This is a genomic window from Microbacterium sp. C7(2022) (genome assembly GCF_028823665.1).
Classification (GTDB): Bacteria; Actinomycetota; Actinomycetes; order Actinomycetales; family Microbacteriaceae; genus Microbacterium.
On sequence record NZ_JAPEHV010000004.1, the window covers coordinates 292,733 to 306,377 of the forward strand.

Consider the following 13,645-nt stretch of genomic DNA (forward strand, 5'->3'; position numbering starts at 1 on the left):
GTGAGCGATCTCGGCGCGTGGGCGTGGTGCGCGCTGGCTGCAGCGGCGCTGATCGTCGGGCTGTCGAAGACGGCGGTGCCCGGCGCCGGCACTCTCGCCGTCGCCCTTTTCGCGGCCGTGCTGCCGGCGAAACAGTCGACGGGAGCGCTGCTGATCCTGCTGATCGTTGCCGACGTGTTCGCCGTGACGATGTACCGGCGTCACGCCGACTGGCGCACGCTCTGGCGCTTGGCGCCGGCCGTCGGGGTGGGAATCGTGGCGGGCGCGGTGTTCATGGCGTTCGCCGATGACGCGTGGATGAAACGCACGATCGGCGTGATCCTTCTCGCGGTGATTGCCATCACGCTGTGGCGCCGGCGTGTGTCGGCGGGCGGCGTGGCTCGGGGAGCGTCGCCTGTGTCGGCGGATGCGCCCCCGCGGCGCGTGGCTGCTGTCACCTACGGGTCGCTGGGCGGATTCACCACGATGGTCGCGAACGCCGCCGGGCCGGTGATGTCGATGTACTTCCTCGCGTCGCGGTTCGAGGTGAAGGCGTTTCTGGGGACGGCGGCGTGGTTCTTCGCGATCGTCAACGTCGCGAAGGTCCCGTTCTCGGTGGCGATCGGCATCATCACGCCGCAGTCCCTGGTGCTCGACCTGGTGCTGGTCCCGGTAGTCGTGGTGGGGGCCTTCCTCGGGCGATGGGTGGCCGACCGGATCGACCAACGCGTGTTCGAGCGCCTGGTGATCGGGTTCACCGTGGTTGGCGCGGTCTACCTGCTCGTGAGCTGACCGCCGCCTGCGCCCGCTGGCTCGCCGCCGCGCGGGCTGGGTTGGTCGGGGCTCGCGCCCGCCTTCACTGGGTTCGCCGGGGCGACGGGCGCGGGGCCGGGCGTGGGGCCGGGCGTGGGCGACCTCCCGCCGTTCGGTTGGCGCACTTTGCGGTGTTCGCCGGGTCGGCCCGGCGTGTTGTGACAAACGAACCTGGCCGGGGTGAGTGTGCCCGCTGTTCGGTTGGCGCACTTTGCGGTGTTCGCCGGGTCGGCCCGGCGTGTTGTGACAGATGAACCCGGCCAGCAACGCCGGGGTGGTCCACTGGGGGCTGGCGGCACCGGGGGCAGGTAGCTCCGGGCGCGGGGGCAGGTAGCTCCAGGCGCGAGGGCAGGTAGCTCCAGGCGCGAGGGGCAGCGCGGGGTTAGGTGGGCGATGCCGAGGCGAAGATGCGCGCCGTGCGAGGGCCGAGCCCCAGGCGCGCAGCGTCGGTGAGGTGCTCAGCGGTGTCGACATCGCGCCGCAGCGTCGACTCGGCCGGAACGGCCAGGGGCGTGCACCCGCTTGACACGTGCCGCGCGAACGAGTCGTCACCGAACGCGGATCGCCACTCGATGCCTCGACCCGCCGTCACGAGGGTCGAACCCGTGCCGTCCGCGTCTGCGACGACGCCGCGATCGACGGATGCCGCGGCCCGAAGCGCCACGGAGAGATCGGCCGGCCGCAACGCGGGCACGTCTGCGAGCAGCACCGCACACCGGCGCGCACCCTCGGCGCGTCTCGCGGTGGCGACGCCGAGGGTGATCGCCTCGTTGAGGCCACCGGCATCCGACTCATCGACGAACCCCAACCCCGGAATGTCGAACGCGTGCAGGGGGAGTTGGGGGTCATCCGTCACGACGATCACACGTTCGACCTGGTCGCAGGCAGCCGCCGCCGCGATCGTGTCGAGGGCGATCGCGCGAGCCAGCGACACTCGGTCGACTCCGGGCACATCCAGGCGCGACTTTCCGCGGGTGGGAGCCTTCACTGGAATGACAAGTGCCCAGCCGAGGACCTCGCTTGGGTCGCCCGCGCCCGCGCCCGCGCCCGCGCCCGCGCCACCTGCGCCTGCGCCTGCGCCTGCGCCCGCGTCCGCGCCCGCGTCCGCGCCACCGGCGCCCGCGCCTGCGCCTGTGCCTGCGCCCGCAGCCGCGTCGCCCGGGCCACGGCCCGCGGCCTCGTTGCCTGAGCCCGCGTCGCCCGCATCCGCCCCGGGAACCGCGCTCACTCCCCGAACCGCGCGCGCAGGCGCGGGAGGATCTCGGCGCCGTACATGCGGAGGAACTCCTCCTGGTCGTGCCCGGGGTCGTGGAACACCAGGTGCCGGAATCCGAGATCGACGTACTTCGCGATCTGCTCGACGTGCTCGTCGGGGTCGGTCGAGACGATGAACCGCGATGCGGCGCGTTCGATCGGCAGCTCGGCCGCGCGCCGCTGCATCTCGATCGGATCGTGCACGCCCATCTTCTCTTCGGGCGACAGCGCCAGCGGCGCCCAGAAGCGGGTCTTCTCCAGCGCGGTGTCGTGATCCGGGTGGTACGACACCTTCACTTCCATCAGGGTGTCAATGTCGTCGGCGTCACGACCCGCCTTGCCGAGCCCGTCGTGCAGCGCCGGGAGCAGCGTGTCGGCGTACAGCGAGGGGTCCTTGCCGCTCGTGGTGATGAATCCATCGGCGATGCGCCCGGCGAGGCGTGTCGCGGCGGGGCCGGCGGCGCCGATGTAGATGGGCACCTTGTTCGCGGCATCCGGTCGGTCATAAACCGTGGCATCCTTCACCGAATAGTAGGTGCCGTCGAAGGTGACGCGCTCGTCCGCCCACAGCTTCTCGATCAGCGTGATCGCTTCTTTGAGGCGCTGGAAGCGCTCGGGCGGCTCGGGCCATTCCAGTCCGAGCGTGACCTCGTTGAGCGCCTCTCCGGTGCCGACGCCCAGGATCACGCGCCCCGGGTACATGACCCCGAGCGTCGCGAACGCCTGCGCGATGACGGCAGGGTGATACCGGAACGTCGGTGTGAGCACCGAGGTGCCCAGCAGCACGCGCGAGGTGCGTGCGCCCACGGCACCGAGCCATGGCAACGCGGCCGGAGCATGCCCGCCGTCGTGCATCCACGGCTGGAAGTGGTCCGACAAGAACACCGAGTCGAAGCCCATCTCCTCGGCCAGCACGGCGAAATCGACGAGTTCGGTCGGCCCGAACTGCTCGGCCGATGCCTTGTACCCGAAACGCAGGGGAACGGTCATGATGATCCCTTCTCGGCACGCGCTTCGGCGTGCTCATCCACGGTGAGAAACTCCGAGCCGTCGGCCCGAGCCAATCGTGCCCGAAACGCGTCGACGGTCCCCGGCCACAGCAGCGTCAGACGGCCGGACCTCTCGTCCACGTACCAGTTGCGGCATCCGCCGGTCATCCAGGGGGTGGATGCCGCTGCCGCCGCAATCTCGTCGGTGTACGCCGCCTCGGCCACCGGGTCGACGCGTACCACTTCGCGCCGCGCGCGCACGAGGCCGCGCACCGCATAGGCCGCTTGCTCCTCGATCATGAGCACCGACGACGAGTGCCCGAGCGCGGCGTTCGGCCCGTCGAGCACGAACATGTTCGGGAATCCTGCCACCACGGTCGAGCCGAACGACGTCATCCCACCCGACCAGTGCTCGGCGAGCGTCGTGCCCTCCTCCCCGGTGACGAGCTCTGCGTACGGCTGCTGCGTCGTGGCGAACCCGGTGGCGAGCACGAGTGCGTCCGCAGGGTGCTCAGCGCCGGTCTGTGAGACGAGGACATCATCACGAACGGATGCCAGTGCAGAAGGTTCGAGGGTCACGGCGGGCGACGCCACGGCGGGGTAGAACTCGTCCGACAGCAGCACGCGCTTGCAGCCGAATGCGTACTGCGGTGTCAGCTGCGCCCGCAGGCTCGGGTCATCCACCTGCGCGGCGAGGTGCGCGCGGGCAATGGCGGTGGCTTCCGCCGCGGCGGTGACATCGCCCGACCTCGACGCGAAGCGTGCCTCGCCCTCGGCGTACAGGCCGGCGCGCAAGCGTGCCAGCTCGCCGGGCCGAGTGGCGAACCGCTCACGCTCTTCGGCGGAGTAGGGGTGTGCTCCGCGGGGCATGATCCAGGGAGGAGTGCGCTGGAAGAGCGTGACGTGCCCGGCGGTGCGGGCAAGCTCCGGGACCAGCTGGACGGCGCTCGCGCCGGTGCCGACCACCGCCACTCGCAGGCCGGTGAGATCCACGCTGTGGTCCCAGCGTGAGGAGTGGAAGATCGGACCGGGGAAGGTCTCGAGGTCATCGATGTCGGGGATCTCCGGCTCGGTGAGCCGCCCGCATGCCAGCACGAGGGAACGCGCTGTGAGTGCGCCGGATGCCGTGCGGATGCGCCAGCGCGAGGTTGTGGCATCCCACTGCGCGTGCAACATCGCCGTTCGTAAGAGGAGGCGATCGTGCAGCCCTTCGCGGCGCGCGACGTGTTCGAGATACGCGTGGATTTCGTCACCGCGGGCGTATAGGCCCGACCACGTCGGATTGGGGTGGCTCGCGAACCCGTAGAGATGGGCGGGTACGTCGCACGCGACGCCCGGGTAAGTGTTGTCGCGCCATGTGCCGCCGAGGTCGTCGGCGCGCTCGAGCATGACGAAGTCGTCGATGCCCGCGCGGCGGAGGGCGATCGCCATGCCGATCCCGGCGAATCCGGCGCCGATGATCGCGACCTCGTGGTGCCGGGTCGTCGCGGCCTTGGCCGTTGCCTCAGCCGTCACGAGCGCACCTGCCGGTAATCGGTCGTGCGCTGACGGAACGGCCGGAACATGCGCGATGCGATGGTGCGCGCGTCATCCAGCGGCAGCTCGCGACCGTGCTCGATGCCGGCTTCAGGCTTGACGCGACCGTCGAGCAGTGCGCCGCCCAGGTCGTCGCCGCCGGCGCGCAGGAGCTGGGCCGCGGTGTCGCGGCCCACGCGTGTCCAGGGGATCTGGATGTGCGGGATGCTGCCCGACAGCATCAAGCGCGAGACTGCCGCCGTGGCTCGGTGCTCGTCGAGGGCTGTGCGGTCAGCGACGAGGGGCACACCGCCGACAGGGCCGGGTAGTGGGATCGGCACGAACTCCGTGAATCCACGCGTGTCGTCTTGGATCGCGCGCAGCTTCTGCAGGTGGGCGATGCGCTCCTCGGCGGTTTCGACATGACCGTAGAAGAGGACGCTGGTCGAGCGGAACCCCTCGCGGTGCGCGGCGGTGATGCCCTCGACCCATCGGTCGATCTCGACATCGGTCGGCGCGACGAGGCTGCGCACCCGCTCGCTCAGCACTTTCACGCCGGTGCCGGGGACGGTGTCAACGCCCGCATCCCGCATGGCGGTGAGGGCGCCGCCAAGGCCGAGGCCGCCGCGGTCGGCGAGATCCCACACGTCTTGCGGGCGGTACGCGTGCAGGTGGATTCCAGGCGCTGCGGCACGCAGCGTGCGCACCAGGTCGAGGTAGCGCTGCGGATCGACGCCTGCGGGTAGCAGCCCTTGCACGCAGATTTCGGTGGCACCCAGATCGACGGCGTCACGCGCGATCGCGGCGGCGTCGTCGAGCGTGAAGTGCGTCGGGTCGGTCGACGGCGCCTCTCGCAGACCGGACGAGGTCAGATTGCGGTTGACCACGAGCGTCACCGCCTCGCCCACGGTGTACCGCCGGACGTCGTCGGCGGTTCGCGTCAACTCGTCGAGCGCCGCGCCGGTTGCCATGAGCAGCTGCCTCCACTCGGCGTCGTCGAGGCTGCGCGGATCGGTCGCTGCTCGCTCGGCGAGGCCCCGTGCCGGGCGCGCGCGGTCGGCCGATGTGCTTGGTGCGGGGCGCTCGGGTAGGCCCGGCGTGCTCGGTGCCGAACTCCTGTGATGCGGCGGGTTGCGAGTGTCGGTGGCCGTTTCGGTGCCCGAATCGGCGAGATCTCCGGAGTTAGGCACAGTGGCGGCGGGGGCGGCGGCGGAGGCGGCGTCGGAAGCGGCGGAGGTGGCACCGGCGGCGGCGTCGGAAGCGGCGGAGGTGGCACCGGGCTCGGCCGCCAGTCCGGTCTCGGCGTCAGCCAACGCCGCCACCGGCGCGCGCATCGCCGGATCGAGCCACGTATCGGGGTCGCCGACGAACTCGGGGTGGGCAGTCAGCCGCTCGCGCAGCGTGAACCCGAGTTCGGCGGTGCGCGCAGCGAGGTCGTCGAGGTGCGGCCACGGCCGCTCGGGGTTGACGTGGTCTGCGGTGAGCGGCGAAACGCCACCCCAGTCGTCGGCGCCGGCGCGTACGAGCAGGTCGAACTCCGTGACATCCGACAGGTTCGGTGGCACCTGGATGCGCATGCTCGACCCCATCACCAGTCGCGCGACGGCGACAGCTGCGATGTACTCGATCAGCTCGGCATCGGGCGCACCCTGCATGGCCGTTCGCGGTTTCGCGCGGAAGTTCTGCACGATCACCTCTTGTACATGCCCGTGCCGGGCGTGGGCGTCGCGCAGTGCGATGAGCGACTCCGCACGGTCGCGGAGCGACTCTCCGATGCCCACCAAGATCCCGGTCGTGAACGGAATGCGCTCCGCCCCCGCATCTTCGATCACCCCGAGCCGCACCGCGGGGTCCTTATCCGGCGAGCCGTAGTGCACCTGCCCAGGCTCCTCGTAGAGGCGGCGTGACGTAGTTTCGAGCATCATGCCCATCGACGGGGCTGTGGGGCGCAGCATCCGCAATTCTTGTGCTGTCATCACACCGGGATTCAGGTGCGCGAGCATTCCCGTCTCGGCGGTGACGAGGCGCGCGATGTGGGCCACGTAGTCGAGCGTCGACGCGTAGCCATGGTCATCGAGCCACGCGCGTGCCTCGGACCACCGGTCTTCCGGGCGGTCACCGAGCGTGAGCAACACTTCTTTGCAGCCCATCGCCTGGCCCTGCCGCACCACCGCGAGCACCTGCGCCTCTGACATGAACGCGGGCTTGTTCTTCTTGAGAAGCTGCCCGGGGGTGTCGACGAAGATGCAGTAGTGGCAGCGATCGCGGCAGAGTGTCGTGAGGGGGACGAAGACCTTGCGCGAGTAAGTGATGATCCCGGGGCGTCCGGCGGCGCGCAGACCTGCATCGCGCAACGCGCCGGCGAGGTCGAGCAACGTGTCGAGATCGTTCGCGGTGGCACCCAGCAAGGCCTCGACGTCGTCGATGCCGAGTGACTCGCTGGCCCGTGTGCGCGCGATGGCCTGAGCGCGCTCGATGGCGGCGGCGAACGACGTGCGTTGCGCCTGCGATGGTTCGAGCAGGGTCACCGAACCAGTCTTGCACCGCTTGTCGGTGCCGGCTTCGCACGATCGTTGCGTTCCTGAAAGCAAATTGCCGCAATTCCGGATGCCGCGGCTGGCAGACTAGGGCCATGGTCACGATGTTGCTCGACTCGACACGGCTCGAAGTCGTGCTGTCGGTGACCGAGCGGGCCCTGGCGTTTCGCAAGACCAACGTCGTGATCGAACGATCGGCGATCACGAAGGTGCAGCTCGTCGATGATGCATGGACGTGGCTGCGCGGCGTCGCGAGTCCGGGAACGCATCTGCGCGCAGTGGTGGCCATGGGAACGTGGCAGTCCGCCGCAGGCGCGGATTTCGTCATCGTGCGCCGTCATCGTGCGGGTGTCGTCATCGATCTCGAGACGCACGATGAGTTCGAGCGTGTCGTGCTGACCACTCGCCACGGCTTGGAACTGGTGCAGGCATTGCGCGTGAACGTCGCGACCGATGAGGCACCCGCTGACGTCACTGCGCTGGCCACCGGGCCTATCACTCGGCCAACACGGGCGCGTTCGTCGCAGAAGGCCGCCCCGGCCGTTTGATTCGGTACTTGTGAGACACACCACTGCTGCCGATCCTCGGCGCCCGACCGCCCTCGTGGTCGGTATCTCAGCGATGGCACTGTTCGTCGTGCTCCGCTTCGTCGTCGCCTCGAACGGATATGACCCGTTACCGATGGACGTCTGGTGGGACGACCTGGTCGGCGAGGGCGACAACGCCATGCTCCTTGTTCTCGCGTGGATCCCGGGGATCGTGGGCGGCACGCTGGGAATGATCGTGATCGGCGTGCTCGTCGTCGGCGTGTTCTGGTGGCGCAGAAAGCGAGCGGATGCCGCGACCCTCGCGGTCTCGATTGTCGTCGTGGTCGCGCTCGGCGCGCCGATGGCGGCGGTACTCGCACGCAACCGGCCCGAGGATTCCCTCGCCGAAAGCATGGCAACTTCTTTTCCGTCGGGGCATACGGCGGTGGCGACGACGTTCGCGGTGATGCTCGGTCTGCTGCTGCGCCGCGGCTACGTCTGGGCCTGCGGGGTGGTGTGGGTCGTCTGGATGATGTGGAGCCGCACATACCTGCACGCGCACTGGCTCAGCGACGTCGTTGCCGGCATGTGCGAGGGCATCGCGGTGGCGACGCTCGTGTGGTGTGCCAGCGAGGTGATCCGCGAGCGACGCGCTCTACGTCATCGCGCGCCTCTTGACGAAACCGAGCCGCCGCGTCAAGCCCCTGTGTGATGCCGTGCGCGGGCGCTAATCTTCGACGATGGCAACCCCCAAGAACGCCGCATCCCAGGCGCAGGATTCGACCGTGTTTCGCGTGCTTGCGCGCATCGGCTACGTGGTTCTCGGCATCGTCCACCTCGTGATCGGTGCGATCGCCATTTCGATCGCGACCGGTGGCGGCGGTGAAGCCGACCAAGGCGGAGCGATGGAACAGTTGCGGCAGAACCCGTTCGGTTATGTCCTGCTGTGGATCATCGCTGTCGGCCTCTTGGCCCTCGCTATCTGGCAGATCGCCGAAGCGGTGTTGGAGCGCAACTCCGACAGCAAGAAGAAGTGGGGGTATCGCATCAAGTACATCGGCACGGCGATCGCCTACTTCGCTATCGCCTTCACCGCGCTGGTGTACGCCCTCGGCGGGCAGTCCGACTCGTCGGAGTCGTCGACGTCTCTGAGTGCGCAGATTCTCGCCGCCCCGGGCGGGGTGTTCTTGCTGGTTCTCGTCGGCCTCGGAGTCGCGGCGGTCGGTGCGGCCTTCATCGTGCGCGGCGCGACCAAGGCGTTCGAGAAGAACCTCGCCCTCCCGGCCGGGGTGGCGCGCAAGGGCATCGTCACCTTCGGCATGGTCGGCTACATCGCCAAGGGGATCGCCGTCGGTGTCGCCGGCATCCTGTTCATCGTCGCTGCTGTGACGCACGATCCCGATCAGGCAGGGGGATTGGATGCCGCGCTGCACACTCTTGCGGGCTTGCCCTTCGGTCCCCTCATCCTGTGGATCGTGGGTGCGGGGCTGGTGGTCTACGGACTCTTCTGCTTCGGGCGTGCTCGTTACGCCAAGATGTGAGGCTCAGCTCACGTCTCGGCGCCAACTAAACAGCGCGCCCAGAACCAGGAACACCACCGCATAGCCGAGGAGCACCAGGCCACCTGCCCACCACTCGAGCGCGTCTGAGGAGGCGGGCATCGCGACGTTCAGCACGCTCGCACCGACGAGCGTGTCGCTGGCGGCACCGGGCAAGTATCGGGTGAATGGTTCGATGTCTTCGGCGAAGGCTGCCGCCGTGCGCACGATCGGCTCGACGAACTGGGTGAACACGAGCACGCCGACGATCGCGCCCACCTGGTTGCGGACGAGCGTGCCGACGCCGATTCCGATGAATACCCACAGGACGAACGCGAGCATCATGCGGCCGAGCAGCGCCCAGGTGTCCGACGTGCCCAGGGCCGTGTCGATGTCGAAGGCCGCGAGGATTCCGGCCGAGGGAGCGACGGCGGCCACGATTCCAACGGCGCCGTACAGTGCCCCGATGAGGATGCCCGTCGCGATCTTCGCCGCCAGGACGGTACCTCGACGCGGCACCGCGAGAAAGGTCGGCGTCAGCGTCTTGTGGCGGAACTCCGTCGTCACCATCAGCGTGCCGATGAGCAGCGGGAACACGTACCCGACCGATGTCGCCGTGCTGTACAGCAAGGCTGGTATGGCGTCTTCGGGGAACGCCGGGGCGTCGGGGGAGAGCCCGCCCGCGCCAGCCTGAGCGATGACGAAGCCCAGGGCGCCGGCCGTCGAGGCGACGTACACGACGAGCACCAGCGCGAGGATCCACCACATCGAGGTGGTGAACTGCTTGGTCGTCTCGGAGCGCGTGGCGGTGAGGAGGCTCATCGGTCGGCTCCTTCTGCGTCAGCGTCTTGTCGGTCGCCGTCCGACTCGTCGGGTGGGGTTTCCTCCGCCGCGCCTTCCGTGCCCGCGTCGAACGACGCGAAGAATCGGTCGGCCTCGTCGTCGGCCTCGGTGCGCACGTACTCGTTCAGCAGGTCGTCATCGTCGTCGAGTTCGTTCGGGGTGCCGTCGAACTCGACGTCCGTCGCATTTTGCTCACTCGCGACGATGTCGATGACCCCGGTGGATGCCACGGCAAAGGATGCCGTATGCGCGGGCGCGGTTTCTTCCGGCGCGAGTTCCTCGACGGCGTCCTCCTCCAGCGGCGCGGGAGCCTCTTCGGGTGCGGCGTCTTCCGGCGCGGCCCCGTCGTCGGGCGCGGCCTCGTCGGTGGTGGCGGCTTCAGGCGGCGCGGCCGCTTCATCGTCCGACCGCGCTGCTGCTGCGAGCCCCTTTTCGTCGGACGGCGCTGACTCATCCGCGGTTGACGCTGCAAGCGCCTCTTCGGTCAACGGTGCGAGCTCCGCCGCCGCCATGACCGCGGCATCCGGCACCGCGCCGTCGGCGCTCGGGTGAGTGCGCGTACCGTTGACGAGGTCGAGGAAGACCTCTTCGAGTGCGGGGCCGCGCCGGTGCAGCGACGACAAAGCGACGCCAGCGCTGGCGGCGATCGCGCCGACCTCGGTCGGTGTGAGCTGCGACACAGTCAGCCCGCTGCGCAGCAGTTGGTACTCGGCACCCGCCGCGCCAAGCGCCGCGCTCAGCGCGGCCCGGTCGGGAGAGTCGACAACGGTCGCGTGCTCACTGTCGTCTGACAACTCCTCGATTCCGCCCTGGAACACCAGGCGGCCGTGCGAAATGATGAGCAACGCGTCCACGGTCTGCTGCACCTCGGCGAGCAAGTGCGACGACACGAGAACCGTGCGCCCTTCGCGTGCGAGCTGTTGCAGAAAGCCGCGAATCCAGCGGATTCCTTCGGGGTCGAGACCGTTGGTCGGTTCGTCGAGCACCAAGACGCCCGGATCGCCGAGCAGTGCGGTTGCCAGGCCCAGACGTTGGCGCATGCCGAGGGAGTATCCGCCGACGTTTCGGCCAGCGGCATCCGACAATCCGACGAGGTCGAGTACCTCGTTCACGCGCGTCTTCGGCAGGCCCGCGGCGCGGGCGTAGACCGCGAGATGATTCGCACCCGAGCGGCCCGGGTGAAAGCTCGACGCTTCGAGGACGGCGCCTACCGATTGCAGCGGATGCCGCAGCGAGCGGTACTCGCGCCCGCCGATCGTCGCGCTCCCGGCGCTCGCGCGTACGAGGCCGAGCAGAATACGCAGGCTCGTCGTCTTGCCCGCACCGTTCGGACCGAGGAACCCGGTCACGAGCCCCGGCTCGACGCGTGCGGTGAGCGAGGACACAGCGGTGATGCCGCCGAAGCGCTTGGTGAGACCCGAGAATTCGAGCAGTTGTCCGTCGGGCATGCCGAACCCTCTCCTCGTTGTGAGTGCTTCCCCATATCTTTGCGGAAAGTTCGCGTTCTGTCCGGAAAACCGTTGGCCCGTGTCGTCGCCGGTAGTGTGGCGCAGGTGAACGCTGGAATCGAGCCCACCATCCTGTCGCGATCGCGGGCCGGTGTCGGGCACCTCACCCTGAACCGTCCGCGGGCCATCAATGCACTCAACCTCGAGATGGTCACCGAAATGCTGCGCGTGCTCGACGCGTGGGAGCACGACACCGACATCGACATCGTCGTGATCGATGGCGCGGGCGAGCGCGGCATGTGCGCCGGCGGCGATGTGCGGGGGCTCTCCGAACAGGTGCGCGGGGGTGCGCTCGAGGGCGCGGTCGAGTTCTTTCGCGCCGAATACGCGCTGAATGCCCGGATTGCCGAATACCCCAAGCCCATCATCACCTTCGCTGATGGCGTGACCATGGGCGGCGGCATCGGCGTCGCCGGGCACGCGTCGCTGCGCATCGTGACCGAGCGCTCGCAGCTCGCGATGCCCGAAACCCGCATCGGGTTCACCCCCGACGTTGGCGGATCGTGGTTGCTCGCGAAGGCGCCCGGCCGCATCGGCGAGTACCTGGCACTCACGAGCGGGGTCATGGACTACTCCGACGCGATCTACGCCGGGTTCGCTGACAGGTTCGTGCCGGCCGACCACCTCGCCGCTCTGTACGACGCGTTCGAGACGCGAGCCGACCCCGCCAACCCGGCCGAACTCTCGCTGCTGTTCGACGAGACTCCGCCGCCATCGCGCCTCGAGGCCGCGCGCGAGTGGATCGACGACGCGTTCTCGCGAGACACGGTGGCTGACATCATCGCGAGACTTCGCGAGATCGGCGAGGACGCGGCATCCGACACTGCTGACGTCCTCGAGCAGCTCTCGCCCACCGCTCTCACCGTGACACTCGCGGCGGTGCGTCGCGCGCGCACGCTCACCGGGCTGCGCGGCGTGCTCGAGCAGGAGTACGGACTCGTGCTCTGGTTCGCGGCCACTCAGCCCGATCTGGTCGAGGGGATTCGTGCTCAAGTGATCGACAAAGACCGGATGCCGCGGTGGAACCCCGCTGCGCTGTCTGATGTGCCCGCTGACATCGCCGAGCAGGCATTCGCGTACCGCCCCGTGACGGCGCTCTGGGGCTGACGTGTTCGACAGCCCACTGTCGGCCTCGGCGTACGAGGTGTTGCAGGTCGACCCCACCGCCGACGAGGAGGCCCTGCGCAAGGCGTACCGCCTGCGGTTGCGGCAGACTCACCCCGACACCGGCGGCGACGCGGCCCTGTTCGTGCAGGTTCAGCGGGCGTGGGAGCTCGTCGGCACCCCCGACGCGCGCGCGTCATACGATCGCGGTCACGGCTTCGGCGCGCAGGCGGCACCCGAATGGTCGGGCTGGAAGCCCCAGCCGCGTCAGACACGTGACACGCGGCCGCGCGCGCGTTCGTTCGGTCAGCCCGGTGGCTGGCGGCGCGAGCGCTACCTGACGCTCATGCGCGAGTGGGTCGGCCGCGGAGTGTCGCTCGACGATCCCTACGATCCCGCGCTGGTGCGCTCGGCGCCGCACCACATCCGCCGACTGCTCGCCGACGCGCTCGCCGAGGAAGAGACAGCGCGCATCGTCGCAGACCTCGGGATGGGCTACACCGTGTGGCACGACGTCGATGCTTCGGGGAGGGATGCCCGTCCCGACGTCAAGGTCGATCACATCGTGTTGGGTCCGAGCGGTCTCTACGCCGTGCTGTCCGAGGATTTCGGGGGTCCGGTGCGCGTGCGTCGCGGGGAGATCATCGGTGACACGGTGTCTGGTGCGCCGATCGGCGACCTTGTCGCGCGCCTGCGCGTGGTCGCCCGCGCCGCGCGTGTGAAGTTCAGCGGCGCGATCGTGGTCCTTCCCGACGATGACGTCATGGAGATGATCGACGAGATCGGCAAGGTGCGTGGCACGCCGATCGCCGTCGTCGGGCGCTCTTCGCTGTCGGCGGTGCTGCGGCGCGGCATCACCGGTGCGCGATCGATGGGTGGCAACGAGGTCTTCGACGTGCGTACTCGGCTACAGCAAACGGTGCGGTTCAGCTGAGCGGGGCGCTTGGCGCCCACCCCGGCGCTTGGCGACCACCCCGGTCACGCCCGACCCGCGTGCGCGCGGCAACCACGCCGGGTTCATTTGTCACGACACGCCGG

General features: G+C 69.2%; 12 protein-coding genes. 6 read left to right on the plus strand and 6 right to left on the minus strand.

What is annotated here, in order from left to right:
• Positions 1-771 carry a sulfite exporter TauE/SafE family protein gene (locus ON062_RS07765; protein WP_274646552.1) on the plus strand — a complete coding sequence of 257 codons (771 nt, stop codon included), beginning with the start codon at positions 1-3 and terminating at the stop codon, positions 769-771.
• Between the two features lie 403 nt (positions 772-1,174).
• Here ON062_RS07765 and cofC read toward each other — a convergent pair whose 3' ends face one another.
• The 4 genes from cofC to cofG are packed head-to-tail and all read right to left on the minus strand — an operon-like array spanning position 1,175 to position 7,078.
• Positions 1,175-2,020 carry a 2-phospho-L-lactate guanylyltransferase gene (gene cofC, locus ON062_RS07770; RefSeq protein ID WP_274646553.1) on the minus strand — a complete coding sequence of 282 codons (846 nt, stop codon included), beginning with the start codon at positions 2,018-2,020 and terminating at the stop codon, positions 1,175-1,177.
• The gene (fgd, locus tag ON062_RS07775; RefSeq protein WP_274646554.1) at positions 2,017-3,036 is read right to left on the minus strand and encodes a glucose-6-phosphate dehydrogenase (coenzyme-F420); all 1,020 of its coding nucleotides are present in this window, start codon (positions 3,034-3,036) and stop codon (positions 2,017-2,019) included. The genes cofC and fgd overlap by 4 nt, the downstream gene beginning before the upstream one ends.
• Entirely contained in the window at positions 3,033-4,550 is a 1,518-nt protein-coding gene (locus ON062_RS07780; protein ID WP_274646555.1) for an NAD(P)/FAD-dependent oxidoreductase, read from the minus strand. Before ON062_RS07780 ends, fgd begins: the two co-directional genes overlap by 4 nt.
• Positions 4,547-7,078, minus strand: a complete 2,532-nt coding sequence (gene cofG / locus ON062_RS07785; protein WP_274646556.1) for a 7,8-didemethyl-8-hydroxy-5-deazariboflavin synthase CofG — start codon at positions 7,076-7,078, stop codon at positions 4,547-4,549. The genes ON062_RS07780 and cofG overlap by 4 nt, the downstream gene beginning before the upstream one ends.
• Before the next feature lie 104 nt (positions 7,079-7,182).
• Between cofG and ON062_RS07790 the strand changes: the two genes are divergently transcribed.
• The 3 genes from ON062_RS07790 to ON062_RS07800 are packed head-to-tail and all read left to right on the plus strand — an operon-like array spanning position 7,183 to position 9,155.
• Positions 7,183-7,635, plus strand: a complete 453-nt coding sequence (locus ON062_RS07790; RefSeq protein ID WP_274646557.1) for a hypothetical protein — start codon at positions 7,183-7,185, stop codon at positions 7,633-7,635.
• Positions 7,636-7,645: 10 nt separating this feature from the next.
• Positions 7,646-8,326 carry a phosphatase PAP2 family protein gene (locus tag ON062_RS07795; RefSeq protein ID WP_274646558.1) on the plus strand — a complete coding sequence of 227 codons (681 nt, stop codon included), beginning with the start codon at positions 7,646-7,648 and terminating at the stop codon, positions 8,324-8,326.
• A 28-nt stretch (positions 8,327-8,354) separates the two neighbouring features.
• On the plus strand, positions 8,355-9,155 hold the full coding sequence (locus ON062_RS07800) for a DUF1206 domain-containing protein (RefSeq protein ID WP_274646559.1): 801 nt from the start codon (positions 8,355-8,357) through the stop codon (positions 9,153-9,155).
• Between the two features lie 3 nt (positions 9,156-9,158).
• Here ON062_RS07800 and ON062_RS07805 read toward each other — a convergent pair whose 3' ends face one another.
• Together ON062_RS07805 and ON062_RS07810 are read right to left on the minus strand one after the other, a co-directional pair.
• The gene (locus ON062_RS07805; RefSeq protein WP_274646560.1) at positions 9,159-9,974 is read right to left on the minus strand and encodes an ABC transporter permease subunit; all 816 of its coding nucleotides are present in this window, start codon (positions 9,972-9,974) and stop codon (positions 9,159-9,161) included.
• Positions 9,971-11,443 carry an ABC transporter ATP-binding protein gene (locus ON062_RS07810; RefSeq protein WP_274646561.1) on the minus strand — a complete coding sequence of 491 codons (1,473 nt, stop codon included), beginning with the start codon at positions 11,441-11,443 and terminating at the stop codon, positions 9,971-9,973. The genes ON062_RS07805 and ON062_RS07810 overlap by 4 nt, the downstream gene beginning before the upstream one ends.
• 105 nt (positions 11,444-11,548) lie before the next feature.
• Between ON062_RS07810 and ON062_RS07815 the strand changes: the two genes are divergently transcribed.
• Positions 11,549-12,610: an enoyl-CoA hydratase/isomerase family protein gene (locus tag ON062_RS07815; RefSeq protein ID WP_274646562.1), complete on the plus strand. Its 1,062-nt coding sequence runs from the start codon at positions 11,549-11,551 to the stop codon at positions 12,608-12,610.
• Position 12,611: 1 nt separating this feature from the next.
• Positions 12,612-13,541 carry a DnaJ domain-containing protein gene (locus tag ON062_RS07820; RefSeq protein WP_274646563.1) on the plus strand — a complete coding sequence of 310 codons (930 nt, stop codon included), beginning with the start codon at positions 12,612-12,614 and terminating at the stop codon, positions 13,539-13,541.
• Positions 13,542-13,645 lie beyond the last annotated feature (104 nt).

Excerpts from the sequence above, each read along its gene's own strand:
- ON062_RS07800 (WP_274646559.1), top strand. The coding sequence starts at position 8,355 with ATGGCAACCCCCAAGAACGCCGCATCCCAGGCGCAGGATTCGACCGTG.
- fgd (WP_274646554.1), bottom strand. The coding sequence starts at position 3,036 with ATGACCGTTCCCCTGCGTTTCGGGTACAAGGCATCGGCCGAGCAGTTC.
- ON062_RS07790 (WP_274646557.1), top strand. The coding sequence starts at position 7,183 with ATGGTCACGATGTTGCTCGACTCGACACGGCTCGAAGTCGTGCTGTCG.
- ON062_RS07810 (WP_274646561.1), bottom strand. The coding sequence starts at position 11,443 with ATGCCCGACGGACAACTGCTCGAATTCTCGGGTCTCACCAAGCGCTTC.
- ON062_RS07805 (WP_274646560.1), bottom strand. The coding sequence starts at position 9,974 with ATGAGCCTCCTCACCGCCACGCGCTCCGAGACGACCAAGCAGTTCACC.